Raw genomic sequence first — 26508 nt, forward strand, 5'->3', positions numbered from 1 at the left:
GGGCCGACCGGTGCGGTACGTCAGCCGAGGGACCAGAGGCGGGCGTAGGGGCCGTTGGCGGCCAGGAGCTCGGGGTGGGTTCCGGTCTCGACCACGCGGCCGTGGTCCAGGACCACGATGCGGTCCGCGCGGGCCGCCGTGGCCAGGCGGTGGGCGACCACGAACGTCGTGCGGCGGCGGGCGAGGGTCTCCGTTGCGCGGAGGACCGCCGCCTCCGTCGAGGGGTCGAGGGCCGCCGTGGCCTCGTCCAGCAGCAGGATGTCCGGGTCGACCAGCTCCGCCCGGGCCAGGGCCACCAGCTGGCGCTGGCCCGCCGACAGCGAGCGGCCGCGCTCGCCCACCGGCTGCAGGAAGCCCGACGGCAGGGCCGCGATGCCGTCCAAAGCGCCCACCGCGCGGACCGCCGCCTCGACCTCCGCGTCGGAAGCCGACGGGCGGCCGTAGCGGACGTTGTCGGCCACCGTGCCCGAGAACAGGTGGGCCTCCTGGGGCACCACGCCCATCCGGCGGCGCAGGCCGGCCAGGTCGTACTCGCGGACGTCCGTGCCGTCGATGCGGACCTCGCCGCCGGTGGCGTCGTAGTAACGGGCCACCAGCTTCACCGCCGTCGACTTGCCCGCGCCGGTCGCGCCGACCAGGGCGATCGTCTCGCCCGCCGCGACGTCCAGCGAGAACTCCGCCAGCGCCGGGGCCTCGGCGCCGGCGTAGGAGAACTCGACCTCCTTGAACGAGACCTCGCCGCGCAGCCGGTCCGGCACCGCGACCGGCTTCTCCGCCGCCGGCACCGACGTCGGCGTCCGCAGCAGGTCGCCGATCCGGTTCAGGCCGACGCTTGCCTGCTGGTAGCCGTCGAACACCGCCGACAGCTGCTGGATCGGCGAGAAGAACTGCTGCAGGTACAGCAGGAACGCGAGCAGCACACCGGCCGACAGCGTGCCCGCCGAGACCCGGTTCGCGCCCACCACCAGCACCGTCGTGGTCGCCAGGTCCGACAGCAGCGCCACCAGCGGGAAGTACGTCGCCACGTACCGCTGGGCCCGCAGCCGCGAGCGCCGGTAGTCGTCACTGCGCGAAGCGAACGCCTGCGCGGAGCGGTCTTCGCGCGTGTACGCCTGCGCCACGCGCAGCCCGCTGACGTTCTCCTGCATGTCCGCGTTCACGACGCTGACCCGCTCACGGGCCTCGTTGTAGGCCTTCGACGCCGACCGCCGGAAGACCACCGTGGCCACCGCCAGCACCGGCACCATCGCCAGCGCGTACAGCGCCAGCCCGGCGTCCGTGACCAGCAGCGCGGCCGTGATCCCGGCCAGCGTCAACGCGCTGACCACCGCGGTGGCCAGCCCGGTCTGCAGGAACGTCGAGAGCGCGTCGACGTCCGTCGTCATCCGGGTCATGATCTTCCCGGACAGCTCGCGCTCGTAGTAGTCGAGCCCGAGCCGCTGCAGGTGCGCGTAGCTGCGGACGCGCAGCGCGTACAGCACCGTTTCGCCGACCCGGGACGTCAGCCGGGTCTGCGCGAAGACCACCAGCCAGTCGGCCGCGATCACCGCGGCGCCGATCCCGGCGGCCAGCCACACCGTCCACTCGACCCCGGCGCGCACGCCGTGGTCGACGCCGAACTGGTACAGCCCCGGCAGCGCGATCGACGCCAGCGCGTCCGCCGCCACCAGCGCGATCACCACGGCCAGCGGCCAGCGGACCGGCCGCAGCAGCCCGGCCAGCCGGAACCTGGGGTCGGGTGCGGTGACGTCCACGCCCGGCAGCCGCGGCTCGTCGACCGGCGGCGGGAGCTTGCGCACGCCCTCGATCAGCTCCGGCGTCGGCGGTACGTCGAGCTTGCCGCCCCCGCCTACGAACCCGCTGCTGTTGGGGTCGCCGCCGCGCAGTCGCGCGGCCTCGGCGAGTGCGTCGACCTCGTCGCGGCTCTCGTCACGCGGCCACAGCGACGGCGTGGTCCCGTCCTGGCCGCGGTCCAGGCCCTCGCAGCGGTGCTTCTCCTCGACGTCGTCACCCGGGCCCGCCACCAGCTCGCGGAACAGCGGGCAGCGCGCCATCAGTTCGGCCTCGGTGCCGACGTCGACCACGCGGCCCTCGTCCAGCACCGCGATCCGGTCGGCCAGTGCCAGCGTCGACCGCCGGTGCGCGATCAGCAGGGTGGTCCGGGCCTCGGTGACCGACCGCAGGGTGTCGTAGATGGCCGCTTCGGTGACGGTGTCGATGGCCGAGGTGGCGTCGTCGAGGACGAGGATCCGCGGGTCGGTGATCAGCGCCCTGGCCAGCCCGAGCCGCTGCCGCTGCCCGCCCGAGAGCGTGAGCCCGCGCTCGCCGACCAGCGTGTCGTAGCCCTCCGGCAGCGCGCGGATGAAGCCGTCCGCCTCCGCCGCCCTGGCCGCCGCGACGACCTCCTCCTCGGTGGCGTCCGGCCTGCCGTAGGCGATGTTGTCGCGGATCGACGAGGAGAACAGGAACGCTTCCTCGAACACCACGCCGATCGCCTGCCGCAGCTGCCGCAGCGGGACGTCGCGGACGTCGAGGCCGCCGACCCGGACCGCGCCCTCGTGCACGTCGTAGAACCGGGGCAGCAGCAGGGAAATCGTCGACTTCCCCGAGCCCGCGGTGCCGACCAGCGCGAGGGTCTCGCCCGGGTTCGCGGTGACCGAAAGCCCGTCCAGCACCGGCTCGCTGCGGGTGTAGCCGAACCGGACGCCGTCGAGCTCCACGCCCAGCGGCCCCTCCGGCAGCGGCCGCGCGTCCGGCGCATCGACGACGTCGGTCTGCGCGTCGATCAGCTCGTACACCCGCTCGGCGCCGGCGCGGGTCAGCTGCGCCTGCACGACCAAGCCGGACAGCATCCGGGCCGGCCCGATCAGCGTGGCGAGGTAGGTGGCGAAGGCCAGGAACGTGCCGAGCGTGATGGACCCGTTCAGGGCCAGCACACCGCCGATGCCGAGCACGGCGACCTGGCCGGCGGCGGGCAGGGCGGCCGTGGTCGCCGTCGGGACCGCGGACAGCTTCGCCGCGCGAAGCCGCTCCCCGAACAGCTTGCGCGCGGTCGCCTCCAGCTTCGAGACTTCCCGCGCCTCCTGGCCGAAGCCCTTGACCACCCGGACGCCGGTGACGGTCTCTTCGACCTGCTGGGCGACGTCGGCCGCGCGCTGCTGCGCCGACCAGGTGGCCGGGAAGAGCCGCTTGCGGCTGCGCGCCACGATGATGCCGACCGCCGGCGTCACGACCAGCGCGATCAGCGTCAGCACCGGGGAAAGCCACAGCATCGCGACGAACGACAGCAGCGCGAAGACCACCGAGCCGAACGACAGCGGCACCTGCATCAGGATCCCGGTGACCAGCTGCAGGTCGGAGATCGCGCGCGAGGCCACCTGGCCGGTGCGCAGCGCGTCCTGCTTTCCGCCGTCCAGCCGCGAAACGGCGTTGAAGACGCGCTGGCGCAGGTCGTGCTGGACGTCGAGGGCGAGCTTGCCGCCGAGGTAGCGGCGCGCGAACGCGGTGCCGAAGGCGACCAGCTGCAGCGCCACCAGGAAGACGGCGATCCCGGGCAGGGCTCCGGTCTGACCGGCCACTGCGTCGTCCACCGCCGTGCGCACCAGCAGCGGGCTCGCGGCCTGCACGCCGACACCGACCGCGGCGGCGAGCAGCGACAGCACGACGAGCACGCGGTGCTCCCACGCCGCGGCGGACAGCCGGCGGATCCAGCCGGCCGTCTCGACGGGTGGGAGCTCTTGACGGGAGCGAGGCGGAGCAACGGTCACGTTGTGACAGTAAGCGCCACCACCGACAAAATATTTCCCCGAACGCCGCGAAGGCCACCTCGAGCAGCTCGAGGTGGCCTTCGGCGACGCGAAAACTACGTGATGTCGCGCTTCTGGTTGCCCGCCCAGCCGAGTCCGAAGAAGACCATCGTCCACGCGAAGAAGATCAGTGCCGACGCCCACCACGAGATGACGCCCGGCGCGCCCGCGGCCAGCTGCAGGCCGAGCGCCGACCAGTGGTCGACCCCGCCCGGCAGGTTCAGCGAGTTGATCCCGAAGGCGTCCGCCGCGATCCCGCCCACGATCCCGTTGGCGGTGCCGTTCGGCAGGATCCCGCCCAGGATGTCGGCCGGGCCCCAGAGCGAGACGACCAGCACGTTCTCGATGATCAGGAACCACACCAGGAACAGCACCACCGCCAGCGGCACGTTGCGCAGCACCGCACCGAACCCGATGCCGAACAGCGTCACCAGCACCGAGGCCAGGATCGTCCCGCCGAGCGCGGCCAGCCACTGGCCCGGGCTGGGCCACCGGGTGGAGTCGACCGAGGCCATCACCGCGATCGCCGAGACACCGGCGCTCACCACGCCGTAGATGGCGCCCCACCCCACGTAGGTGAGCATCTTCGCGGTCAGCGCGGTGACCCGGTTCGGGGCCGTCAGGAACGTGGTCGTGATGGTTTTGCTGCGGTACTCGCCGGCCAGCGCGAAGACGCCGAACAGGCCGGGGATCAGCTGCGCGATGTTCACGCCGTGCGCGAACGCCAGCAGCCCGACCGGCAGCTGGCCCGCCTCCAGGCCGACCGCCCTGGCGATCTCGCGGGCGTCGGAGCTGCCGATGTAGTCGACGAAGTTGTTCGTGATCTTGCCCCAGGCGAAGGTCAGCCAGAACGCCACCAGCGCCAGCGGGATCAGCAGCACCCACCACGTGTTCAGCGAGAGCGTCTTGCGGAACTCCGCCTTGATCAGGTTGCCCATCACTGCTGCGGTCCTCCCCAGTACTGCTGTTGCTGCTGCGGGCCCGACGGCGGGCCCTGCTGGTAGTGCTGCTGGTACTGCGGCGGCTGCGGCGGGTAACCGGGCGGCGGGCCCTGGTACTGCGGCTGCTGCGGCGGGTAGCCGGGCGCGCCGCCGGTGTACTGGCCCTGGGTGAGCTGGAAGAACATCCGCTCCAGGTCGGCGTGCTCCTCCTGCATCCCGTAGACCGCGATCCCGGCCTTGGCGGCGATGTCACCGATCTGCTGCACGCTCGACCCGGCGACCGCGACCCGGCCGTCCGGCGTCGGCGACACCCCGGTGATCCCGTTGTCCTGCAACGCCTTCACCAGCGCCGACGGGTCCGCGGGCTGCACCAGCACCCGCGACTGCTGGCTCTTGCGCAGCTGCTCCAGCGGGCCGTAGTAGCGCGTGACGCCCTGGCTGATGATGACGACCTGGTCGATCAGCTGCTCGACCTCGTTGAGCAGGTGGCTCGACACCAGCACGGTCCGCCGCTGCTCCCGCGCGTAGGAGCGCAGGAAGTTGCGCAGCCACAGGATGCCTTCGGGGTCGAGGCCGTTCGTCGGCTCGTCGAGCACCAGCACCTGTGGGTCGCCCAGCAGCGCCGTCGCCAGCGCCAGCCGCTGCCGCATGCCGAGGGAGAAGCCGCCCGCCTTGCGGTCCGCGGCGCTGCCCAGGCCCACCAGGCCGAGCACCTCGTCGGCCCGGCGGTCCGGCACCCCGATGGCCGCGGCGTACACCCGGAGGTGGTTGCGGGCCGTCCGGCCCGGGTGGAAGCCCTCGTTCTCCAGGACCGAGCCGACCACCCGCGCCGGGTTCCCGAGCTGCGAGTGCGGCCGTCCGTTGATGGTCGCCGTCCCCGATGTGGGTGTCACCAACCCGAGCAACATGCGCAACGTCGTCGTCTTGCCGGCGCCGTTCGGGCCCAGGAAGCCCGTCACCGAACCGGGTTCGACCGTGAAGCTGAGGTTCTGCACGGCGTTCACTGCGCCGAACCGCTTGCTCAGGTTCTGCACCACAATCCGGCCACTGCCGTCGTGCATACCGTCCCCTAACGTTCCCCGCTGATGCGGCGTCATCCTGCCCTACCGGCGCCGCCCGCGCGCACGGAACGGCCGAGAGCGACCTTCATCACTTTCCGCTACCGGCCGGTGGCGGCTTCGAGGGCGCTGACCAGACGTTTCCCGATCTTCGGTCGATCAACTTGGTAAAGAATTCGTGTGACTTGCCGACCCGGTGCAGCGAACTCCGCCAGAGCCCTCTAAGCTAGGTATCGGCGGCCCGCTCCCAGTGACCCCCAGGCTGGTTGAGCGGGTCGCCCCTTCGTCTCTGCATCGCGGCTTCGCCGCTCATGTCGCCTTCGTCGTGTCTCCCGGGGGCCGAGCCCCCGGACCCCCACGGTGCCTCCGGCTCGGCTCCCAGCCCTGCCGTGGCTTCGCGCGGGTGCGGCCGTGGGTGCGCAGGTCTGTGGCATCGTGGCGCGATGCGGATCTTGCTCGTCGAGGACGAACGGCGGCTGGCCGAGGCGCTGCGGGCCGGGCTCACCGCCGAGGGGTACGCCGTCGACGTCGCCCACAACGGGCGGGATGCGCTCTGGCACGCCGGCGAACACCCCTACGCCGCCATCGTGCTGGACATCATGCTGCCCGGGCTGAACGGCTACCGCGTCTGCCGCCGGCTGCGGGAGCAGGGCAACAGCACGCCGATCCTGATGCTCACCGCCAAGGACGGCGAGGACGACGAGATCGAAGCCCTCGACACCGGGGCCGACGACTTCCTCCCCAAGCCGTTCTCCTACGGCGTCCTGCTCTCCCGCCTGCGCGCTCTGATCCGCCGCGGTGGTGCCACCCGTCCGGGTGTCCTCAAACTGGGGGACCTCGAACTCGACCAGGCCGGCCGGACCTGCCGGCGCGGCCCGGCGGACATCCCGCTCACCGGCAAGGAGTTCGCCCTGCTCGCCTACCTCATGCAGCGGCCCGGGCAGGTCGTCACCAAGGCCGAGCTGCTCGACAACCTCTGGGACTTCGCCGCGTCCGCCACGGCCAACCTGGTCGAGGTGCACGTCAGCGCCTTGCGGCGCAAGATCGACGTTCCGTTCGGGGTCGAGACCATCCGGACCGTCCGCGGCGCCGGTTACCACGTGGTGACCGCGGGTGCGTGACCCCGAAAAGGGGAGCGGGCTCCTGCCGCGGTGCGACAGGAACCCGCTCGGGTGAGGTAGGTCAGGCGAGGACGGTGTCCAGCGGCGTGTGCGGCAGGTCGTGGGCCACCGCGACCGGGCCGTTGGTCAGGGCACCGGCGTGCGTGTTGAGGCCCTTCGCCAGCGCGGCGTCGGCCTGCAGCGCGGCCTTCCAGCCGTGCTCGGCCAGCTGGACCGCGTACGGCAGCGTGACGTTCGTGAGGCCGTAGGTCGACGTTCGCGGCACCGCGCCCGGCATGTTCGCGACGCAGTAGAAGACGGACTCGTGCACGGTGTAAGTCGGGTCGTCGTGCGTGGTCGGGCGCGAGTCGGCGAAGCAGCCGCCCTGGTCGATCGCGATGTCGACGAGCACGCTGCCCGGCTTCATCCGGGCCACCAGCTCGTTCGAGACCAGCTTCGGCGCCTTCGCGCCGGGGACGAGCACCGCGCCGATGACCAGGTCGGCCTGCAGCACGGACTCCTCGACCGAGAGGCGGTTCGACGTCACCGTGCGGATGCGGCCGCCGAAGTCGTTGTCGATCTGGCGGAGGCGGTCGACGTTGGTGTCCAGGATCTCGACGTCGGAGCCGAGGCCGAGCGCGACGCGGGCGGCGTTGAGGCCCGCGACACCGCCGCCGATGACGACGACCCGCGCCGGGTGCACGCCGGGGATGCCGCCGGGCAGGACACCGCGCCCGCCGCTGGGCTTCATCAGTGAGAACGCGCCGACCTGCGGGGCCAACCGGCCCGCGACCTCGGACATCGGGGCGAGCAGCGGCAGCGCGCCGTTCGCGGTCTGCACTGTCTCGTAGGCGATCGCGGTGGTGCCGGCGGCCAGCAGCGCGTCGGTCAGCGGCCGGTCGGCGGCGATGTGCAGGTAGGTGAAGAGGACCTGGTCGCGACGGAGACGCCCGTACTCCTCGGCGATCGGCTCCTTGACCTTGAGGACGAGCTCGCCCTCGGCCCAGGTCTCGTCGGCGGTGGCGAGGATCTTCGCGCCGGCGGCGACGTACTCGTCGTCGGTGATGGAGGAGCCCACGCCCGCGCCGGTCTCGACGAAGACGTCGTGCCCGCGGCCGACCAGCTCGTGCACCCCGGCCGGGGTCAGCGCGACCCGGTATTCGTGCTTCTTGATCTCACGGGGAACGGCGATACGCATGGTCGGCCTCCTGGGTCGGTCTTGCGTCCGGAATCGATGTGGTGCTGGCACTCACGGTGAACCACCCGGACGGCGGTGTCATCGTGCTCTCCGGACAATTCTGGGCGGTATTCGTGGTGCTCGCCGGACAGACCCATGACCTCAACTTCACTTGAAGTTGCACCGTTCGGGGATGCGTGCGGTGTGGTTGAGGGAGTTCGGCGGTCCGGAGGTCCTGGTACCGGGGGAGGCGCCGGACCCGGTGCCCGGGCCGGGGCAGGTGCTGGTCGAGGTGGCGTTCGCGAACACCACGTTCGTCGAGACGCAGTTCCGGTCGGGGGCGCCGGGGCCGTTCCGGGCGGCGCTGCCGATGATCCCGGGCAACGGCGTCGGCGGGGTGATCAGCGCGGTCGGCGCGGGGGTGGACCCGGGGCTGGCGGGCAGGCGCGTGGTCACGTCGATGGGCGGCTCGGGCGGGTACGCCGAGCGCGTCGCGGTGGCCGCGGAGGCGGTGTTCGAGGTCCCGCCCGCCCTGTCGCTCGACGCGGCGGTGGCGCTGCTCGCGGACGGCCGGACGGCGACCGGGCTGGTGCATGCGACCAGCATCCGCCCGGGCGATCGAGTGCTTGTCGAAGCCGCGGCCGGTGGCGTCGGCGGCCTCCTGGTCCAGCTGGCGAAGGCGGCGGGGGCGGCGGTGATCGGCGCGGCGGGCGGCCCGGCGAAGGTGGCGCACGTGCAGGGGGCGGACGCGGTCGTGGACTACCTGCGGCCGGACTGGACGGCCGCGGTGGGGCCGGTGGACGTGGTGTTCGACGGCGTGGGCGGGGCGATCGGAACGGCGGCGTTCGGCCTCCTGCGCCGCGGCGGCCGGATGGCGCTGTACGGCCTGGCGGGCGGCTCGTGGGCCGAAGTGTCCTCAGAGGACGCTGAGGCGCGGGGAGTTTCCTTGGTGCGCTCGATCGGTTCGCCGGATCAGCTGCGCGCGTTCACGGAGTCGGCGTTGGCCGCGGGGGCGGCGGGCACGTTGGTCCCGGTGATCGGCCAGAGGTTCCCGCTGGAGAAGGCGGCGGACGCCCACGCGGCGATCGAGTCGCGCACGACGGTGGGGAAGACGTTGCTGGTGCCGTGATCGACGAATTCCTGGCCCGGCCGCTGACGGCCAGGGTGGCGACGGAAGGGCCGACGATCCGGCCGACTTGGTACCTGTGGGAGGACGGCGCGTTCTGGATCCTCAGCGGGCCTTGGTCGCGGCTGCCGTCGTTGGTCCGTTCGCGGCCGCGGGTTGTGGTGGCGGTGGATGTTTGTGAGCTGGAAACGGGGGTGGTGGTGCAGGTGCTGGCTCGGGGGGATGCTGAGGTGCGGCCGTTCGACGTGGCGCGGGGGCGGCGGAAGCTGGTGCGGTACCTGGGGAGTGATGAGGGTCGGTGGGATCCGCGGTTCCGGGAGTACCTGCATGGGGATGTGGGGGCGGTCTGGGTGTACCTGCGACCTTCGCGGCTGGTGATGAAGGATTTGAGTTATTCCACTTAGGTCGGGCTTGGCGGCGACGATGCCGCCGCCAAGGTGCGGTCATGCGGACGTAAATGCCAGGCCCAGGTGCTTTTTTGCCGCCCAGCCGAGAAGATCACCGCGCCCCACCCATCCCTGGGGGACGAGCCCCGCTCAGTCTATCGGCCCGCACTGACGGTTTCGGCGATTTGGCTAGCTGGGGACGGGTTTGTCCACAGCCGGTGCAAGTTGTGGACAGCCGGGTCGCGCGGTCGGGAGTGGGGCGGGAAAGCCATGCACAGGAAGGAAACCGCGGAGGCGTGGAAGGCCGGCGGATGAGACTGCGAGCCGACCACAGGCACCCGAAAGCCGTGCAGGCCGCCGCCGCGGGAATCCGGCGCGGTGCGCCGACCACCGATGCCAAAGAGCTGCGGATGCCTTCGCCGCGGGAGCTGGCGCGGTGGGCCGAACACAGGGCACCGAAGAGCCGTGGAGGCCACCCAGGGAAGGCCCTCGCGACTTCCCGCCACAGGAAGGCGGGGAGCGTCACACGCCAACCACAGAGGCCCGAAAAGCCGTGGAGGCCTCCTCGAACGAGAAGGCCTCCACGAACTTTCCGCCGCGGGAAGACGGACAACTCAAGCCCGGTACGCCGACCAAGCGCTCTGCATCCGCGAGTTCTGCCCTGCCGTGAACTCGTACATGCAGCTGTCGTAGCTGTAGTCCATGAAGTTGTGCACCGGGTCCTTGCCCGCCGACGAGCAGGTGTCCTTGTTCGTCGGGCAGCCCGAGGTTGCCGTGGCCTCGGCCGGGGTGTCCGACACGTAGTCGCCCGATCCGGAGCAGCCGCCCTGGAACGTGTGGTACAGGCCCATCCAGTGGCCGACCTCGTGGGTTGCCGTGTCGCCCTCGTTGTAGTTCGTCGCCGAGCGGCCCGGGAGGGACTCGTCGAGGATCACCACGCCGTCCAGCTTCGGCTGGCTCTTGTAGTTCGACGGGAACGTCGCCCAGCCGAGGAGGTCGTCGCCGAGGTTGGCCGTGTAGATGTTCAGCGCGTTCGCGCCGCCCTTGCGGAGCGCGTTCTTCATGTTGCGCTCGGCCGTGGTGCCGTCGGTGATGCCGTTGTACCACGTGGAGTTGTTCGTGTAGTCGGTGCTGACCAGCGAGAAGCTGAAGCCGCTCGGTGCGTACGCGCTGTTCAGGACCGAGATCTGCTTGCTGATCGTCGCCGCCGGCAGGTTGCCGGTCGAGCCGCTGGTGATCACGTGGAAGTACACCGGGATCGAGGTCGCGGCGGCGCGGGCCGAGAACGCCGTGCGCTTGCCGGCGAGCTTGCCCTGCAGGTCCGCTTCCATGCGGGCCGCTTCCGCCGGGGACACCGTGTCGGCGTGGCCGTCCTTGCTGCGGTCCGCCGCGTGCGTGGGGGTGAAGCAGTCGCCGCTCGGCGCCGCGACGGCGCTCCCGGCTCCTGCGGCCGGGACGGCCAGGGCGACGAGGGAGAGCGCGGACACCGCACCCAGCTTGACGGCCCGACCGAACCGCTCCGAACTGCTCATGGACGAACTCCTCTTGCCACGACCCGGCTACTCCGGGTGGTGTAGAGAAAATGCGGCACGGGATCCGGCGAATCCACCATCTTTCGGCGGGAAAAGACAATCCGAACGATCGGCGCGATCCATGCGGAGTAACGCATAAGTCGAGCATTGGGCCGAACGGCCCATCAGCTCCAGCGCACGGCGACGAGCTGGGTCAGCAGCGCCAGCCGGACGTCGGGGTCGTCGAGGTCCAGCGGGACCAGTTCCAGCAGCTTCCGCATCCGGTACCGCAGGGTGTTCGGGTGGATCCGCAGCTCGCGCGCGGCCGCTCGCGGGTCGCCGGGGTGCCGCAGCCACTCGTAGAGCGTCTCGACGTATCCGGCCTTGCCCGATTCGTCGTGCGCGCGGAGGGTGCCCAGCGGGCCGAGGTCGGCGACTCGGGCCGCGGCCGCCGCCGTCGCGCCGCGGTGCAGCGTCAGCGCCGTCCACGCCTCGTCGAAGGCGATCACGCGCTCGGTGAGGATCTCGGCGCGCAGCAGGCCGAGGGCTTCGTCGGCCTGGGCGCGGGACGCCGAAAGGTCGCCGAGGCCGCCGGGGGAGCCCGCCGCCGCGCGCGGGACGCCGCCGCGCCGGGACGCCGGTTGCGCCGCCAGGGCCTGCCGCAGCTCGGTCCAGCCGCCCGGCCCCGGCCGGTCCGGCACCACGGCGTAGAGCAGCCCGGCCAGCTCGGTCGCCACCGGACGGCTGCCGATGCCCTGGGAGATCCGTTCGAGCAGGGCGAGCCGCAGGCCCTCGGCGTCGCGCCCGTCGCCGCCGGTGACCTCGATGACGACCACGCGGTGCGGCTCGTCGGACAGGTCCAGCTCCGCCATCGCCTTGCGCGGGTTCGCGCTGCCTTCGAGCACCGCGCGCAGCAGCTCGGCCGACGCGCGGCGCTGGGCGTCGGTGTACGCGCGGCGCCGCAGCAGGTGCAGCGCGACGACCGGGGCGGCGTCGGCGAACGCGGCCGCGCGCTCGTCGGACACCGGCCCGGCGACCACCGCCCACATCGACCCGAGCAGCTCGCCGCCCATCCGGATCGGCACGATCAGCCGCGGCAGCGTGCCGTCGCGCTGGGCCGGGACGAAGATCGTCTGCCGTCCGCGCGACAGCTCGCGGAACACCCCGCGCGAGCGGAACCGCGCGAGGACGTCGTCGGGGATGCGCCTGCCCATGATCGTGGCGACGCGCGCGGGGTCGGTCAGGTCCTGGCGCGCGGAGTAGGCGAGCACGCGCGAGTTGGTGTCCTCGATGGTCACCGGCGCGTCGACCACGCTCGCCACGGCGTCGGCCAGCCGGAACAGGTCACCCGACCCGGGGCCGAGGTCCTCCGACTCGTCGGCGAGGGCGTCGAGGACGGTCCGCAGCAGCCAGACGAGCTGCGCCCACGACGTCGCGGCGTGCACCTGGATCAGCGCGATCCCGCTGGCCTTCGCGGCCCGTTTCACCGGCGGCTTCGCCGCCAGCGGCGGCTTGAGCAGCACGGCGGCGGCGCCCTGCGCGGCGCTCTGCTTCACCAGCTCGGCGGCGTCCGCGGGCCCGGTGGTGGCCACGCCCAGCACGAGGTCGCCGGCGGCCAGGGTGAGGGCCCCGCCGGGTTCGGCGATGACGACGTCGGCGACCGCGGGCGAGTCTTCGGGCAGCTGGAGCGCGTGGAGCAGCGTCGGCCCCACCCGATCGACCACGCTGCGCACCGAAACCACGGGAGCATTCTCGCCGAGAAACCGCCGGAAGGCTCGGTAGGGTCGCCGGGTGAGCGATGCCCGGAAGATCGTGGAAAGCGGTTACGACACCGTGGCGCAGCGCTACCTCGAGTGGAGCGCGCGGATCCCGGACGACCCGCGGCGGCGGTTCACCGCGGAGCTGACCGGCAGGCTCGACGACGGCGCCCGGATCCTCGACCTCGGCTGCGGGGCCGGTGTGCCGAGCACCGCCGCGCTCGCCGAGCGGCACGACGTCCTGGGTGTCGACCTCTCCGCGGCGCAGCTGGAGCTGGCCCGGCGGAACGTCCCCGGCGCGCGCTTCGAGCAGGGCGACATGACCGGACTGTCCTTTCCGGACGGTAGCTTCGACGCCGTGACGGCGTTCTACTCGGTGCTGCACGTGCCGCGGGAGGAACAGGGCGCGCTCTTCGCGCGGATCGCCGGCTGGCTGCGCCCCGGCGGCCGGTTCCTGGCCGCGCTCGGGTGCAGCGAAGCGAACGGCGTCGAGGACGGCTGGCTGGGCGCGCCGATGTTCTTCAGCAGTCACGCCCCTGCGGAGAACCGGCGGCTGCTCGAAGCGGCCGGGTTCACCCTCGAGGTGGACGAGACCGTGACGATGCGGGAACCGGAGGGCCCGGCGACGTTCCACTGGGTGCTCGGCAGGCGCTGAGCCGCCGGGGCCTGCCGGGGCGGTGGCGGGCGGTTGCACCACCCCGGCAGGCGTTCTGAGGGGTCAGACCTCCAGGGCCTTGACCACGCGGCGGGCACCGGCGAAGAGCATGCCGATGTTCACCGACTTCGGGCAGACGACGACCGCGACCACGTCGGCGTTCTGGTTGTTGCGGATGAACAGGTGGGTGAGGTTGGCGCTGTTGACCAGGATTTCCTGGAAGTAGTGCTCGCCGCTGGCGACGCCGCGGCGCTCCTTGAAGATGTCCTCGATCATCACCACCGTGCGGCCCTGGAACAGGTCGAGGGTCGCCCCGGCCAGCAGGTCCAGCACCTCCGGCGGGTGGGCGTCGGTGGTCTCGACGGCCAGCAGCATGCCGGTGGCCAGGTCGACGACGCCGGAGGCCAGGCAGTCGGGCACCTCCTGCCGCATCCGCTTCACCAGCAGGCTCATCTGGTCCGACAGGTTCTGGCCTTTGCCCAGCACAGCGGTTCTCCTTCTTCGGGGGTTCGGGGTTTCAGCAGGCGGTGAGGATCGAGCCGATGCGCTCGATCGCGGGCCGGGACGCGTGGTGCAGGCGGCCGATGTCGAGGCCTTCGTCGCCGAGCACGACCATCAGCGCCAGCCGGTCGACGGAGTAGACGGCGAGGTAGCCGCCGCTGCTGTGGACGACGGCCTGGCGGAACGCGCCCTGCCCGGTCGCGGCGGCCGTCGTGTGGGCCAGCCCGTGGTGGGCGGCGGCGAGCGCGGAGACGCCTTCGGGGTCGATGCGGTGCTCGGTGTCGGCCACGATGAGCAGGCCGTCCACCCCGGCCACGAGCGTGTCGGTGACCCCGCTCACCTGCCGCCGGAGCGCGGTGAGCTCGCCGACCAGCGCGTCACGGTCCACGGGGAAGTCCTTTCCGGTGCGGGATTTCGTCGGTGTGCCGGCGGTTTCCGGTGCCGGACGGCCCGGCCCGGATGCGGTTGAGCAGCCGCGGCAGCACCTGCCAGCCGGACGGCCGCCGCAGGTCGTCCGCGACGCCGCTGGCGCCGGGAGCGCGCTGCGGGAGCGCCGGTTGCGGGTCGGCGACGACGGCCGCGCCGGCTTCGCGGGTCCGCGGCCGCAGCGGCGCGAGCGAGCCGGCGGTGCCGGTGGGCACGTCGTCGGCGACGGTCAGCAGGCCGTCGCCGACCATCCGGGACGCCTCGACCGTCACCGGGTAGACGTTGCGGCCCAGCAGGAACGCGATGTCGCGGGCACAGCGCCTGCCGTTGGCGCTGTCCAGGATGGCGCGCCGGGTGGTGCCGAGCGGGGCCGCGCCGACGACGGCGGCGAGGCGTTCCCGGTGCGGGGACACCGGCGTGGGCAGGGACGCGAGCGCGTCGAGCCGCCGCGCGGTCTCGGCCAGCAGCCGGTCGGGTTCGAGGGCCGGGCGGACCGGTACCGGCACCTCCAGCGGTTCGGGGTCCACGGCGTACTCGTCGATGGTGCCGGCGACGATGACGAAGGCGCCGTCCTGGGCGGCCATCGTGGTGACCAGCCGCAGTTCGGTGCCGCCGACCCCGGCGAGCGCGGCGACCGGATCGGCGGCCCGCAGGACGGCCGACCAGTCCGGTTCGCCGATCCGGCCCGACCGCAGCAGCAGCGTTTCGGTCCCGGGCGCACCCGGGCTGTCGACCGCCACCACGGCTCCTTCCCGCAGGTGGACCACGCCGCCGGGGTGGCCCGCGAGGTACAGCGAACCGGTGATCCGGTCGGCGCGGCACGCGCCGAGCGCCCAGGCGAGGAAGCCGAACGAAGACCGGGCTCGGGTGTCGGTCACTGCACTCCTGTGATTTCGGAAATTCCGGTCCCGATGATCGGTTTCGGGTTCCGGGGAGTGGCCGACTCTATGGCAACGGCGCCGTTGTTCCCAGCCGGTTCCCCCATTCTTCGCAATGCTGGAAAACTCTTGCCGTGGACGCCGATGAAGCGAAAAGAAACCGCCAGTCGTGCCCCAAGTTCCCGTGCTGCCAACGAAACCGGCCCCGTGTGTGGACGGATCCGGCGTATGGCATCCTCTCGCGATCGACCCCCGGGAAACGCGAGGTGATCGGCTTGTACGGACGTGACGTGGCGGAATGGCAAAAGATGATCGACGAGGGCAAGGTGATTCTGATCGCCCGTGCGGTCGTCGACAGGACGACGTCCTTCGGTGAATTCGCCGCCGCGCTGAGCCGGCGCACCGGGGTGGCCGGGTTCGACTTCACGACCGCGGCCGGGCGAGCGGGCATGGCCTACCTGCTCGACCGCATCTCCGAAGCCGCGTTCGACGAGTCGGGCGGCAGGCTGCTCGGGGCGCTCGTCCGGAACCTGGGCGCGGACGACGCCGGGCCGGGTTTCTACCGGCTCGCCGCCCGCAAGGGCCTGGCGGTACCGCGCACCCGGGGCGGGCGTCAGCTGTTCTGGGCCCAGCACGTCCGCGAGCTGCACGAGCACTTCGCCCGCAGCGGCCGCCGTCCCGCGGCGGGGTGATCTCCGGCCGCGGAGACCACCCCGGCGGATGCGGTCAGCGCGACAAAACCGCAGTCAGAACTTGCCGCAGCTCGCCGGCCGGGTTCCCGGCGGGCGCCGGGGAACGCCACGCGACGACGCCGTCCGGCCGCACCAGCGATGCCCCGCCCGCCGAAAGCCCGTACCGGGACGCGAAGACGTCGTCATCGATCGCGTGGCAGGCCAGGCGGACGCCGAGCTCTGCCGCGACGTCCGCCACCGCCGGCCGCCAGCGGGCGTCCTCCCCGGCGCACAGCAGCACCCACGACCGGCCCAGCAAGTCCACAGTGGACGCCAGCCCGGGCGCCCGGAAGCCGGGGCGCCCGGTCGGCGCGTGCACGTCCTCGACGCGCTCGCCGTCGTCCGGCGGCTCCGGGATCACGGCCGTCGAGCGGTAGCGGAAGCCCAGCACGATCGCCGGCTGGTCCTCCGCCTCCGTCAGCCCGGAGACGTCGAGGTCGGGGTGCATGCGCTGCTTCAGGTTGTGCAGCGACGTGTCGATCACCATCCGCGCGATCGGCCGCCGCTCGGCTTCGTAGCTGTCGAGCAGCCCGGGACCCGCCTCGCCGCGCAGGACCGCCGCGAGCTTCCACGCGATGTCCGCGGCGTCGCCGACCGCGGTGTTGCCGCCCATGCCACCGGTCGGCGGGGTCACCTTCGCCGCGTCGCCGATCAGGAAGACCCGGCCGGCGCGGAACCGGTCGGCCAGCCGCGCGGCGAGCTCCCACGAGCCGGTCCAGACGATCTCCGGCGCCAGGTCCGGCCGGTCGGTGGCCGCGCGGATCATCGCCACCAGCCGCTCGTGGGTGAAGTCCGCCGGGCTTTCGCCGCGGTCCGGGAAGTAGTTCGGGGCGAAGACGTACCGGTTCGGCACGTCGGTGGTGACGAACCCGGCGGTGAAGTCCGGGTGCCGGAGGTAGAACAGGTCGGACACGCCGCTCAGCACCCGGTCGCCGAGGTCGGCGTCGAACACCACGCCGAGGCAGTGGCTCAGCGCGTCCATCCCGGTGGTCCCGATGCCGAGCCGCCGCCGGATCCCGCTGCGCCCGCCGTCGGCGGCGACGACGTAGTCCGCGCGGACCACGGTCTCCTCCCCGGACTCGCGGTGGCGCAGGGTCGCCGTGACGCCGTCGGCGTCCGGCGCCAGGTCCGTCAGCTCGGTCCGGAACCGCACCCGCGCACCCGCCTTCTCGGCGTGCGCCAGCAGGATCGGCTCCACCACGTCCTGGCCGGCCATGGCGGCGGGCAGCGTCGTCGACGCCGAGACGTCGAATTCGCTGCCGTCCTGGACCAGCCGGTGCAGCACCCGGCCGGCCAGGCTGGTTGCGACGGTGATCCGCAGCCCCTGCGACGCCCGCGGGCTGGCCGCCAGCACCTCCTCGTCGATTCCCGCCCAGTGGAACAACTCCATCGTGCGCCAGTTCTGCCCGGCGGCGCGCGAGTGGACCGACGTTCCCGCGTGCCGCTCGACGGCCAGCACGTCCACTCCCGCCTGCGCCAGGAACAGTGACGCCGACAGCCCGCCCAGTCCCGCCCCGACGACCAGCACCTGCACCCGCTCGGTCACGACTACCTCCCTGCCCGTGAATCTCCCTGTAAAAGTATCTTAGGCACAAAGAAATCAAGATGACAAGGCAATTCGACTCCCAGGACGTGGGAAAGGTTGGGTAGGCCGTTCGGCGCAAGTAGCTTCGTCCCGGCAGCCCCTCCGCGAACCCCTTGAGCCGCAAGGAGAAAACCGATGACCGAGACCTCGGCGTGGTCCTTCGAGACCAAGCAGATCCACGCGGGCGCCGCGCCGGACCCGGCCACCGGGGCGCGGGCGACGCCGATCTACCAGACGACGTCCTACGTCTTCCGCGACAGCCAGCACGGCGCCGACCTGTTCAGCCTCGCCGAGCCGGGCAACATCTACACGCGGATCATGAACCCGACCCAGGACGTGCTGGAGCAGCGGCTCGCCGCGCTCGAAGGCGGCGTCGCGGCACTCGCGTTCGCGTCCGGCTCGGCCGCGACCACGGCGGCGATCCTGAACCTCGCCGGCGCGGGCGACCACTTCGTCTCCAGCCCGTCGCTCTACGGCGGCACCTACAACCTCTTCCACTACACGCTGCCGAAGCTCGGCGTCGAGGTCACCTTCATCGAGGACCAGGACGACCTGGAGCAGTGGCGCGCCGCCGTCCGGCCGAACACCAAGCTGTTCTTCGCCGAGACGCTGGCCAACCCGGGCAGCAACGTCCTCGACATCCGCGGCGTCGCCGACGTCGCGCACGAGGCCGGCGTCCCGCTCGTCGTCGACAACACCGTGCCCACGCCGTACCTGCTGCGCCCGATCGAGCACGGCGCCGACGTCGTCGTGCACTCCGCGACGAAGTACCTCGGCGGCCACGGGACCACGGTGGCCGGCGTGCTGGTCGACGGCGGCACGTTCGACTTCGGCAAGAACCCGGAGAAGTTCCCCGGCTTCAACGAGCCGGACCCGAGCTACCACGGCCTGAAGTACTGGGAGGCACTCGGCCCGGGGTCGTACGCGGCGAAGGCGCGCGTCCAGATCCTGCGCGACACGGGTGCGGCGATCTCGCCGCTGAACAGCTTCCTGATCCTGCAGGGCATCGAGACGCTGTCGCTGCGCCTCGAGCGGCACGTGTCGAACGCGCAGGCGCTGGCCGAGTGGCTGGAGCAGCGCGACGAGGTCGAGAAGGTGTACTACGCCGGCCTGCCGTCGAGCCCGCACCACGCCAACGCGCAGAAGTACCTGCCGCGCGGCGCGGGCGCGGTCCTGTCGTTCGACCTGCGCGGCGGCGTGGAGGCGGGCCGGAAGTTCGTCGACGGCACCGAGCTGCACAGCCAGCTGGTGAACATCGGCGACGTCCGCAGCCTGATCGTGCACCCGGCGTCGACCACGCACAGCCAGCTGACGCCCGAGGAGCAGCTCGCCAGCGGCGTCACCCCGGGCCTGGTGCGCCTGGCCGTCGGGCTCGAAGGCATCGAGGACCTCAAGGCCGACCTCGAAGCCGGATTCCGGGCGGCGAAGGCGGAACTGTGACCGTCACCGGCGCCTGGCGGGTCGGCGACCCGCCGGGCCGCCGGAAGTTCGTCACCGGCCCCGGCGCGCTCGCGCTGGAGGCCGGTGGCGTGCTGCCGTCGTTCACCCTCGCCTACGAGACGTGGGGGACGCTGAACTCCGACGCGTCCAACGCGATCCTCGTCGAGCACGCGCTGACCGGGGACAGCCACGCGGCCGGGCCCGCCGAGCCGGGGCACCCGAGCGCGGGCTGGTGGGACGCGCTGATCGGGCCGGGCAAGGCGGTGGACACGAACGAGTACTTCGTCGTCGTGCCGAACGTGCTGGGTGGCTGCCAGGGCTCGACCGGGCCGTCGTCACCCGACCCGGACGGGACGCCGTGGGGCAGCCGGTTCCCGGTGGTGACCGTGTGGGACCAGGTCGCGGCCGAAGCGGCACTGGCGGACGCGCTGGGCATCGGCCGCTGGGCGGCCGTCATCGGCGGCTCGATGGGCGGGATGCGGGCGCTGGAGTGGGCGGTTTCGCAGCCTTCGCGGGTGGCTTCGGTGCTGGTGCTGGCCTCGACCGCGCGGGCGTCGGCCGAGCAGATCGCCTGGGCGGCCCCGCAGCTGCACGCGATCCGCAGCGACCCGGCGTTCCACGGCGGTGACTACTACTCGGCGCCCGAAGGACCCGTGGCCGGGCTCGGCATCGCCCGCCGGATCGCGCACGTCACCTACCGGAGTGAACCCGAGCTGGCCCAGCGGTTCGGCCGCGCCCCGCAGGACGGCGAAGACCCGCTGCGCGGCGGCCGGTTCGCCGTCGAGTCCTATTTGGACCACCACGCGGCCAAGCTGGCCCGCCGCTTCGACGCGAACAGCTACCTGGTGCTGACCGAGTCGATGAACACCCACGACGTCGGCCGCGGCCGCGGCGGCGTGGCGGCGGCACTCGGCCGGGTGACGGCGCGGGCGGTGATCGCCGGCGTCGACAGCGACCGGCTCTACCCGCTGTACCAGTCGGCGGAGATCGCGGCCGGCATCCCGGGCGCGCCGGAGCCGTCGGTGGTGTCGTCGCCCTACGGCCACGATTCGTTCCTCATCGAAACCGGTCAGATCGCGGCACTGGTGAAGCACCTGCTGGGATAGGGGCCCCTAGTCGGAGACGGCCTCGGAGATCCAGGGTGCCACCGGCAGGTCGCGGTCCAGGCACTCCACCGACAGCCGGATGGTCCAGCGCAGCGCCTGCAGGACGAGGCTGTCGACCTCGTCCGGGGCCGCGTTGGCGAGGGCGATCTCGACCTGCTCCTGCGCGGCCTCGGTGTTGCCGTGGACCTCCGCGAGCAGCGTCCGGACGGCGGTCCGCACGGGTGGGTCGGCCTGGTCGATCGAGACCTCTTCGCCGTCCTCGTCGAACACCTGGACCTTCACCGGGGCGCTGCCGCCGTCGCCGAGGGTGGCGACCATCGCGCTGCACTCGCCGAAGAGCAGCAGCATAAGGGCCTTCGTCTCGTCCGCGCGGGCCTGCGGCTCGGCGGCCGACGGGGCGACCTCGCCCAGTGCTTCGGCGTCGTCACCGAGGCTCAGCGCGGTCAACGCGCGCTGAGCCTTCTCGACGAGCCGTCGCTCCTGCTCGCTCCAATCCGGGTCCACGTGCCCCATCAAACACCACGACGGCGCCCGTGGGGATACCTTGATCCCCTGATGGTCATCCGGCCGCGCGAAGAGCACCCAGCGCAAGCCGGCAGAGCAGTTCGGCGAGCTCGTCGTCACCGAGATGGCGGTTGTACGGGGTCGAGTTGATCAGTCCGAACACGGCGTGTGCCGCCGACCGGGCCTGCCGTTCCCCCAGGTCCGGGACGGCTTCGCGGATCGCCCGCACCCACACCTCGACGTACTGCCGCTGCAGCGCGCGCACCTGCTTGCGGTCGGCGTCGGTGAGGTTCGCGAGGTTGCGCTCCTGAACGGTGATCAACGCCGGGTGCGCGAGCGCGAAGTCGACGTGGAACCGCACCAGGCCGGTCAGCGTGTCGTCGGGCGCACCCGGCCGGGCGGCCCGCTCGGTGCCGCCGTCGAGCAGGTAGCGGCTGATCGAGTTCAGCATCTCGCCGAGGATCGCGTCCTTGCTGCGGAAGTGCCGGTAGAGCCCCGGCCCGGAGATCCCGACCGCGGCCCCGATGTCGTCGATGCCGACACCGTGGAAGCCGTGGTGGGCGAACAGCTCGGCGGCCGCGGACAGGATCTGTTCGCGCCTGCTCGCCTTCTCGCCGTTCACGAGAGGGGTGGGGTTGGCCGGCATCCGGTCAGTTTAGAGCGGCAGGTTAGCGAGCGCTAACGTCACCGCGTCCCCCGGCTGCGGTGCCCTGGTGGCACCGCAGCCGGGGGCCGGTCACGTGGTGCAGGCCGCCGCGCCCAGCTTGACGGCCGAAGGTGTGCCCGACGGGCCGTTGGCGGTGAAGCCCAGCGACACCGCCGCCCCGGCGCCCAGTGACGGGCTGTAGGACGGCGCGCTCACGGTCACCGTGGTCCCCGACTGGGTGAAGGTGCCGTTCCAGCCGCTGGCGACGGTGGCGCCGGCGGGCAGGGTGAACACGACGGTCCACGGGTTGACGGCGGTCGTCGCGGTGTTGGTGACGGTCAGCGAGCCCTGGAAGCCGCCCTGCCAGGAATTGTCCAGTTTCCACGCCGTCGTGCACCCGCCGGTGCCGCCACCGGTCGTCGGGGTCGTCGGGGTGGTGGCCGGGGTGGTCGTCGTCGGGTCGGGCCCGCCGCCGGCTGGCGGGATGAGGTAGGGCTGGAGGATGCTCTGCTTCGCCTGGTTGACCGTGGTCCAGTCGTCGTTGAGGATGCCGCCGGTGTCCCCGGAGTTGGGGTTCCACGACCAGTAGGTGAACGAGATGCCGTTGACGCCGGTCCCGGTGTAGGCCATCAGCTTTTCCAGCCACACCTTGTCGACCGGGTTCGCCAGCGTGGTGCCGAACTCGCCCATCATCAGCGGCGCGATGTTCTGCTTGTAGAGGTAACCCCAGTAGTGGTCCCAGATCGCGGTCAGGTTCGCCGGGTAGTCGGGGGCGCTGAACCACGGCTGGTTGTAGACCGAGGTGGCGTACTCGTGCGGGGAGTACACCAGCCGGCCGGGCACGGACAGGCGTACCGGGAAATCGCCCGCCTTGGACAGGTTCCCGCCCCACCAGCCGCAGTCCTCGTCGTTGGACGGGTCGCCGTCCCACACGTTCGACAGCCCGCCGCTGGGGCAGCTCACGCCCTCGACGAAGATCAGCCAGTTCGGCTGCACGCCCAGGATCGCGTTGCCGGCGCGTTCGGCGGCCAGCCGCCAGTCGCGGGCGGTGTCGCCGCAGCCCCAGCACGCGCCGGTCGCGGCCGGGTTGGTGCCCTCGGCGTGCGGCTCGTTGTGCAGGTCCGCGCCGATGACCGTGGGGTTGCCCGCGTAGTGCTGGGCGAGGGTCTTCCAGTCGTTGATCCAGGTGCTTTCCGGGACGCCGGCGGTGTACCAGAGCGCGGTCTGCCCCGCGCTGGTCGGCCGGTGCCGGTCGAGGATGACGCGCATCCCCTTCGTCCCCGCGTAGCCGATCACCTTGTCCAGGATCTGCAGCGGCGAGAGCCCGATCAGGTCGGGGTTGGTGTAGTCGTTGATCCCGGTGGCCGTGGCGCCGGGTTTCAGCGCGTCGTCGGAGAACGGCACGCGCAGGGTGTTGTAGCCCAGCTGCGCCATCTGGTCGAGCTGCTGGCGCCAGGTGCGGCTGGACCACAGGCCGTGGAAGGTCTTGTTGTCGGTCTCCATCCCGAACCAGTTGATGCCGGTCAGCCGGACCGTCGCGCCCGTGCTGTCCAGGATCTTGTTGCCGCTGGTGTGCAGGTACCCGGTGCCCGTACCGCCTGCGGCCGCCGCGACCTGGCCGGTCGCGCCGAAGGTGACCAGCCCGCTCGCGGCCACCACGGCCGCGGCCAGCAGGCCGAACGCCTTTCTCAGCTGCGTCATCTGCTCTCCTTTGAGCGAAACGTCGTTCTGGGAGCGCTCCCAGACGAGGTTAGCGACCGCGGACCCCCTGTTCAAGGGCCCCGGGCGAACCCGTTCCGTCATCGGCACGGCCGGCCGCCGAGACGTTCGCGACCGGCCGTGGCGATCGCCGCGATGCTCGCCGCCACCGCGCCGTCCGCGGGTGCCGCGGACGGCGCGGCAGTCCGTCACACGTTCGGTGACGTGCCCAGGTTGACGCCCTTGGCGATGCCCATCGAATTCACCGCACCGCTCTGGGCGAGCGTCTTCCCGAAGCACACCGACCACGAGTTCGCCGCGACCCCCGACGACGCACAGGTCCAGATGCCGAGGCCGGTCCCCGACGAGGTGTAGAGGTCCATCCGCGCGCTCACCGAGAAGAGACCGGACTGGTTGTTGCGCACGATCACCGCGCCCTGCACGGCGCCCCCGCCCACGGACCTGATCGCGCAGACCTGGGCGAGCACGTTGGTGGCGATCGCCTTCGAGCCGGCGCAGTGCCACGTGGCGGGGCTGGAGGTGATCGGGTTGGTGTTGCCGTAGGCGTGCCACGAACCGCTGTCCGCGGCCGCGGCCGCGGCGGTGCCCGTGGTCGCCAGGGCCAGTCCCAGGCCCGCGGCGATGGTGGTCAGACCGGCGAGGGCCTTGCGTGCGACCGTCATCGGAGTTCCCCTCTCGTCGAGCCCCGGTCGGCTCCGGGGCTTCCCTGAGGAATTGCGCCGCGCGGGCCGGCGGTTGAGCCGCAAGCGGCCCATTCACCCGAACGCCCGCTGACCAACCGCTGACATTTCACACTTCCGGTGTGGGCCGAGTGGGTACCTACCGGTAACTAGGGGTTCCTTGTCAGCCCTCCACCTGCTGTCCTATTCGGGTCGGCCCTGTCACAAAGGAGTGACCCATGGCTGTTCCCACCCGTAACTTCAGGCGATCCCTTCTACGGTTGAGCACGGCCCTGGGGGCCGTTGTCCTTGCATCTCTCGGCGTCACGGGCCTCGCCCAAGCCGCCGGGACCGTCTACGCCGCGCTCGGCGACTCCTACTCCTCCGGGGTCGGGGCCGGCAGCTACGGCAGTTCCGGGAGCTGTTACCGCAGCTCCAAGGCCTATCCGCAGCTGTGGGCCAACGCCCACAGCGGAACCTCTTTCACGTTCCTCGCCTGCTCGGGCGCGAAGACCGGGGACGTGATCAACCAGGCGAACTCGATCCCCTCGTCGGCCACGCTCGTCACGGTGACCGTCGGCGGGAACGACGCCGGGTTCAGCGACGTGATCACCACCTGCACCCTGGGCAGTGACTCCGACTGCGTGAACCGCGTCAACACGGCCAAGACGTACGTGAACAACACGCTGCCGCCGCTGTTGACCAACACCTACAACGCGATCAAGGCCAAGGCGCCGGGCGCCCAGCTCGTCGTCCTGTCCTACCCGCGCTTCTACACCGTGCCCGGCTCCTGCTGGGTCGGGCTGAGCGACACCAAGCGGTCCGCGATCAACTCCGGCGCGGACGCGCTCGCGTCGGTGATCCAGTCGCGGGCGGGCTCGGCGGGGGCGACCTTCGTCGACGTCCGGCCGTCGTTCGTCGGGCACAACATCTGCTCGTCGGCCGACGATTACCTGCACAGCCTGACCTGGCCGGTGATCGAGTCCTACCACCCGACCGTCGCCGGGCAGTCGGGCGGCTACTACGCCCCGCTGCGGGCGGCGATCGGCTGAGCGCACCCGTGACGGCCACCCCGGTCCGCCGGGGTGGCCGTTCGCGCGTTCCGGCGACTGGACACCCACGTTAGCGGTCGCTAACATCGAGGCGGAGGTTAACGACCGCTAACTTCGAGGGAGCCCATGGACACGCCGGCACTGGGGACTACGGCTGCCCCGGACAGCGAGGCCTACGCCCGCAACGCCACCTCCCACGCGGAGCTGGTGGAAGACCTCCGCAAACGTTTGGCGGCCACCCGGCCGGGCGGCCCCGAGAAGGCCCGCACCCGGCACGTCGAGCGCGGCAAGCTGCTGCCGCGCGACCGCGTCGACACGCTGCTCGACCCGGGGTCGCCGTTCCTCGAGCTGTCCCCGTTGGCCGCGAACGGGCTGTACGACGACGAAGCGCCGTCGGCCGGCATCATCACCGGCGTCGGGCGGGTCTCGGGCCGGGAGTGCGTGGTCGTCGCCAACGACGCCACCGTCAAGGGCGGCACGTACTACCCGATGACGGTGAAGAAGCACCTGCGCGCCCAGGAGGTCGCCCTCCACAACAACCTGCCGTGCGTCTACCTGGTGGACTCCGGCGGCGCGTTCCTGCCCCGGCAGGACGAGGTCTTCCCGGATCGTGAACACTTCGGCCGGATCTTCTACAACCAGGCGACGATGTCCGCGCGCGGCATCCCGCAGATCGCCGCCGTGCTCGGCTCCTGCACCGCCGGCGGCGCGTACGTCCCGGCGATGAGCGACGAGGCCGTCATCGTCCGGAACCAGGGCACGATCTTCCTCGGCGGCCCGCCGCTGGTGAAGGCGGCGACCGGCGAGGTCGTCACGGCCGAAGAGCTCGGCGGCGGCGACGTCCACGCGCGGCAGTCCGGCGTCACCGACCACCTGGCCGACGACGACGCGCACGCGCTGCGGATCGTCCGGTCCATCGTCTCGACGCTCGGACCGCGCGCGCCGCGTCCCTGGGACGTCCTCCCGACCGAGGCCCCCGCGGTCGACCCGGCCGAGCTGTACGGCGTCGTGCCGACCGACCCGCGCGTGCCCTACGACGTGCGCGAGGTGATCGCCCGGATCGTCGACGGCAGCCGGTTCGCCGAGTTCAAGAAGGAGTACGGCGCGACGCTGGTCACCGGGTTCGCGCGGATCCACGGCCACCCCGTCGGCATCGTCGCGAACAACGGCGTGCTGTTCGCGGAGTCGGCGATGAAGGGCGCGCACTTCATCGAGCTGTGCGACAAGCGCTCGATCCCGCTGCTGTTCCTGCAGAACATCACCGGCTTCATGGTCGGGCGGGCGTACGAGGCCGGCGGCATCGCCAAACACGGCGCGAAGATGGTCACCGCGGTGGCGTGCGCGCGGGTGCCGAAGCTGACCGTCGTGATCGGCGGCTCGTTCGGGGCGGGCAACTACTCGATGTGCGGCCGGGCGTACTCGCCGCGGTTCCTCTGGATGTGGCCGAACGCGCGGATCTCGGTGATGGGCGGCGAGCAGGCGGCGTCGGTGCTGTCGACGGTCCGCCGCGACTCGATCGAAGCCCGTGGCGGCGAGTGGTCCACAGAGGACGAAGAGGCGTTCAAGGACCCGATCCGCGAGCAGTACGAGGCCCAGGGCAGCCCGTACTACTCGACCGCGCGGCTGTGGGACGACGGCGTGATCGACCCGGCCGACACCCGCACGGTGCTCGGCCTCGCCCTCTCGGCCGCGGCCAACGCGCCGCTGGCCGAGGTCAACTACGGCGTCTTCCGGATGTGAGGGG

General features: G+C 71.9%; 23 protein-coding genes. 9 read left to right on the plus strand and 14 right to left on the minus strand.

Annotated elements, in window-relative coordinates; all coding sequences use genetic code 11:
- Window positions 1-20 precede the first annotated feature (20 nt).
- From ABZX11_RS40140 to ABZX11_RS40150, 3 genes are all read right to left on the minus strand, one after another.
- Window positions 21-3767 (minus strand): ABC transporter ATP-binding protein, encoded by a 3747-nt coding sequence (locus tag ABZX11_RS40140; protein ID WP_354923540.1) that lies wholly within the window; start codon window positions 3765-3767, stop codon window positions 21-23.
- Between the two features lie 95 nt (window positions 3768-3862).
- Window positions 3863-4744 (minus strand): ABC transporter permease, encoded by an 882-nt coding sequence (locus ABZX11_RS40145; RefSeq protein WP_354923543.1) that lies wholly within the window; start codon window positions 4742-4744, stop codon window positions 3863-3865.
- A complete protein-coding gene (locus ABZX11_RS40150) occupies window positions 4744-5808 on the minus strand; it encodes an ABC transporter ATP-binding protein (protein ID WP_176175060.1) in 1065 nt (354 codons plus the stop codon). Before ABZX11_RS40150 ends, ABZX11_RS40145 begins: the two co-directional genes overlap by 1 nt.
- Before the next feature lie 440 nt (window positions 5809-6248).
- On the opposite strand from ABZX11_RS40150, the gene ABZX11_RS40155 reads away from it, so the two are divergent.
- Window positions 6249-6926: a response regulator transcription factor gene (locus ABZX11_RS40155; RefSeq protein WP_354923546.1), complete on the plus strand. Its 678-nt coding sequence runs from the start codon at window positions 6249-6251 to the stop codon at window positions 6924-6926.
- Between the two features lie 61 nt (window positions 6927-6987).
- Here ABZX11_RS40155 and ald read toward each other — a convergent pair whose 3' ends face one another.
- The gene (gene ald / locus ABZX11_RS40160) at window positions 6988-8103 is read right to left on the minus strand and encodes an alanine dehydrogenase (protein ID WP_176175062.1); all 1116 of its coding nucleotides are present in this window, start codon (window positions 8101-8103) and stop codon (window positions 6988-6990) included.
- 172 nt (window positions 8104-8275) lie between these two features.
- Here ald and ABZX11_RS40165 point away from each other — a divergent pair, with 172 nt between their 5' ends.
- A complete protein-coding gene (locus ABZX11_RS40165) occupies window positions 8276-9211 on the plus strand; it encodes a zinc-binding dehydrogenase (protein WP_354923550.1) in 936 nt (311 codons plus the stop codon).
- On the plus strand, window positions 9208-9612 hold the full coding sequence (locus ABZX11_RS40170; protein ID WP_354923553.1) for a pyridoxamine 5'-phosphate oxidase family protein: 405 nt from the start codon (window positions 9208-9210) through the stop codon (window positions 9610-9612). Before ABZX11_RS40165 ends, ABZX11_RS40170 begins: the two co-directional genes overlap by 4 nt.
- Window positions 9613-10208: 596 nt before the next feature.
- On the opposite strand, the gene ABZX11_RS40175 is transcribed toward ABZX11_RS40170, so the two are convergent.
- Together ABZX11_RS40175 and ABZX11_RS40180 are read right to left on the minus strand one after the other, a co-directional pair.
- Window positions 10209-11126 (minus strand): zinc metalloprotease, encoded by a 918-nt coding sequence (locus ABZX11_RS40175; RefSeq protein ID WP_176175064.1) that lies wholly within the window; start codon window positions 11124-11126, stop codon window positions 10209-10211.
- Between the two features lie 164 nt (window positions 11127-11290).
- Entirely contained in the window at window positions 11291-12847 is a 1557-nt protein-coding gene (locus tag ABZX11_RS40180; RefSeq protein ID WP_176175065.1) for a helix-turn-helix domain-containing protein, read from the minus strand.
- 49 nt (window positions 12848-12896) lie between these two features.
- Between ABZX11_RS40180 and ABZX11_RS40185 the strand changes: the two genes are divergently transcribed.
- Window positions 12897-13517: a class I SAM-dependent methyltransferase gene (locus ABZX11_RS40185; RefSeq protein WP_176175066.1), complete on the plus strand. Its 621-nt coding sequence runs from the start codon at window positions 12897-12899 to the stop codon at window positions 13515-13517.
- A gap of 63 nt (window positions 13518-13580) precedes the next feature.
- Here the strand turns inward: ABZX11_RS40185 and ABZX11_RS40190 are convergent, their stop codons facing one another.
- From ABZX11_RS40190 to ABZX11_RS40200, 3 genes are read right to left on the minus strand one after another with little or no spacing between them, the layout of a single operon-like run.
- Window positions 13581-14003 carry a hypothetical protein gene (locus ABZX11_RS40190; protein WP_217709664.1) on the minus strand — a complete coding sequence of 141 codons (423 nt, stop codon included), beginning with the start codon at window positions 14001-14003 and terminating at the stop codon, window positions 13581-13583.
- A gap of 31 nt (window positions 14004-14034) precedes the next feature.
- On the minus strand, window positions 14035-14406 hold the full coding sequence (locus tag ABZX11_RS40195) for a roadblock/LC7 domain-containing protein (RefSeq protein ID WP_176175067.1): 372 nt from the start codon (window positions 14404-14406) through the stop codon (window positions 14035-14037).
- Entirely contained in the window at window positions 14396-15322 is a 927-nt protein-coding gene (locus tag ABZX11_RS40200; RefSeq protein WP_354923559.1) for a hypothetical protein, read from the minus strand. Before ABZX11_RS40200 ends, ABZX11_RS40195 begins: the two co-directional genes overlap by 11 nt.
- A gap of 290 nt (window positions 15323-15612) precedes the next feature.
- Between ABZX11_RS40200 and ABZX11_RS40205 the strand changes: the two genes are divergently transcribed.
- On the plus strand, window positions 15613-16014 hold the full coding sequence (locus ABZX11_RS40205) for a hypothetical protein (RefSeq protein ID WP_354923562.1): 402 nt from the start codon (window positions 15613-15615) through the stop codon (window positions 16012-16014).
- Between the two features lie 34 nt (window positions 16015-16048).
- Here the strand turns inward: ABZX11_RS40205 and rdmE are convergent, their stop codons facing one another.
- The gene (rdmE, locus tag ABZX11_RS40210; protein ID WP_354923565.1) at window positions 16049-17599 is read right to left on the minus strand and encodes an aklavinone 12-hydroxylase RdmE; all 1551 of its coding nucleotides are present in this window, start codon (window positions 17597-17599) and stop codon (window positions 16049-16051) included.
- A gap of 174 nt (window positions 17600-17773) precedes the next feature.
- Here rdmE and ABZX11_RS40215 point away from each other — a divergent pair, with 174 nt between their 5' ends.
- Together ABZX11_RS40215 and ABZX11_RS40220 are read left to right on the plus strand one after the other, a co-directional pair.
- Window positions 17774-19078 (plus strand): bifunctional o-acetylhomoserine/o-acetylserine sulfhydrylase, encoded by a 1305-nt coding sequence (locus ABZX11_RS40215; protein ID WP_176175070.1) that lies wholly within the window; start codon window positions 17774-17776, stop codon window positions 19076-19078.
- Entirely contained in the window at window positions 19075-20184 is a 1110-nt protein-coding gene (locus tag ABZX11_RS40220) for a homoserine O-acetyltransferase (protein ID WP_354923569.1), read from the plus strand. The genes ABZX11_RS40215 and ABZX11_RS40220 overlap by 4 nt, the downstream gene beginning before the upstream one ends.
- Window positions 20185-20190: 6 nt before the next feature.
- Here ABZX11_RS40220 and ABZX11_RS40225 read toward each other — a convergent pair whose 3' ends face one another.
- From ABZX11_RS40225 to ABZX11_RS40240, 4 genes are all read right to left on the minus strand, one after another.
- Window positions 20191-20697: a hypothetical protein gene (locus ABZX11_RS40225; RefSeq protein WP_176175072.1), complete on the minus strand. Its 507-nt coding sequence runs from the start codon at window positions 20695-20697 to the stop codon at window positions 20191-20193.
- 46 nt (window positions 20698-20743) lie between these two features.
- Window positions 20744-21334 carry a TetR/AcrR family transcriptional regulator gene (locus ABZX11_RS40230; RefSeq protein WP_354923572.1) on the minus strand — a complete coding sequence of 197 codons (591 nt, stop codon included), beginning with the start codon at window positions 21332-21334 and terminating at the stop codon, window positions 20744-20746.
- A 90-nt stretch (window positions 21335-21424) separates the two neighbouring features.
- Entirely contained in the window at window positions 21425-23035 is a 1611-nt protein-coding gene (locus tag ABZX11_RS40235) for a cellulase family glycosylhydrolase (RefSeq protein WP_354923575.1), read from the minus strand.
- 206 nt (window positions 23036-23241) lie between these two features.
- Complete coding sequence (locus tag ABZX11_RS40240) at window positions 23242-23715, minus strand: hypothetical protein (RefSeq protein ID WP_354923578.1); 474 nt, start codon at window positions 23713-23715, stop codon at window positions 23242-23244.
- 278 nt (window positions 23716-23993) lie between these two features.
- Here ABZX11_RS40240 and ABZX11_RS40245 point away from each other — a divergent pair, with 278 nt between their 5' ends.
- Both ABZX11_RS40245 and ABZX11_RS40250 read left to right on the plus strand, forming a co-directional pair.
- Window positions 23994-24764: an SGNH/GDSL hydrolase family protein gene (locus tag ABZX11_RS40245; protein WP_176175076.1), complete on the plus strand. Its 771-nt coding sequence runs from the start codon at window positions 23994-23996 to the stop codon at window positions 24762-24764.
- Window positions 24765-24890: 126 nt separating this feature from the next.
- Complete coding sequence (locus ABZX11_RS40250) at window positions 24891-26504, plus strand: carboxyl transferase domain-containing protein (RefSeq protein ID WP_354923582.1); 1614 nt, start codon at window positions 24891-24893, stop codon at window positions 26502-26504.
- The last annotated feature ends 4 nt before the right edge of the window (window positions 26505-26508 follow it).

This window comes from Amycolatopsis sp. NPDC004169 (assembly GCF_040610315.1).
In the GTDB taxonomy this organism is placed as follows: domain Bacteria; phylum Actinomycetota; class Actinomycetes; order Mycobacteriales; family Pseudonocardiaceae; genus Amycolatopsis.

Bases quoted from the DNA above. Each gene is read 5' to 3' on its own strand.
- ABZX11_RS40165 (WP_354923550.1), top strand. From the start codon at position 8,276: ATGCGTGCGGTGTGGTTGAGGGAGTTCGGCGGTCCGGAGGTCCTGGTA.
- ABZX11_RS40225 (WP_176175072.1), bottom strand. From the start codon at position 20,697: ATGGGGCACGTGGACCCGGATTGGAGCGAGCAGGAGCGACGGCTCGTC.
- ald (WP_176175062.1), bottom strand. From the start codon at position 8,103: ATGCGTATCGCCGTTCCCCGTGAGATCAAGAAGCACGAATACCGGGTC.
- ABZX11_RS40145 (WP_354923543.1), bottom strand. From the start codon at position 4,744: ATGGGCAACCTGATCAAGGCGGAGTTCCGCAAGACGCTCTCGCTGAAC.
- ABZX11_RS40235 (WP_354923575.1), bottom strand. From the start codon at position 23,035: ATGACGCAGCTGAGAAAGGCGTTCGGCCTGCTGGCCGCGGCCGTGGTG.
- ABZX11_RS40230 (WP_354923572.1), bottom strand. From the start codon at position 21,334: ATGCCGGCCAACCCCACCCCTCTCGTGAACGGCGAGAAGGCGAGCAGG.
- ABZX11_RS40250 (WP_354923582.1), top strand. From the start codon at position 24,891: ATGGACACGCCGGCACTGGGGACTACGGCTGCCCCGGACAGCGAGGCC.
- ABZX11_RS40150 (WP_176175060.1), bottom strand. From the start codon at position 5,808: ATGCACGACGGCAGTGGCCGGATTGTGGTGCAGAACCTGAGCAAGCGG.
- ABZX11_RS40175 (WP_176175064.1), bottom strand. From the start codon at position 11,126: ATGAGCAGTTCGGAGCGGTTCGGTCGGGCCGTCAAGCTGGGTGCGGTG.
- ABZX11_RS40215 (WP_176175070.1), top strand. From the start codon at position 17,774: ATGACCGAGACCTCGGCGTGGTCCTTCGAGACCAAGCAGATCCACGCG.
- ABZX11_RS40155 (WP_354923546.1), top strand. From the start codon at position 6,249: ATGCGGATCTTGCTCGTCGAGGACGAACGGCGGCTGGCCGAGGCGCTG.
- ABZX11_RS40240 (WP_354923578.1), bottom strand. From the start codon at position 23,715: ATGACGGTCGCACGCAAGGCCCTCGCCGGTCTGACCACCATCGCCGCG.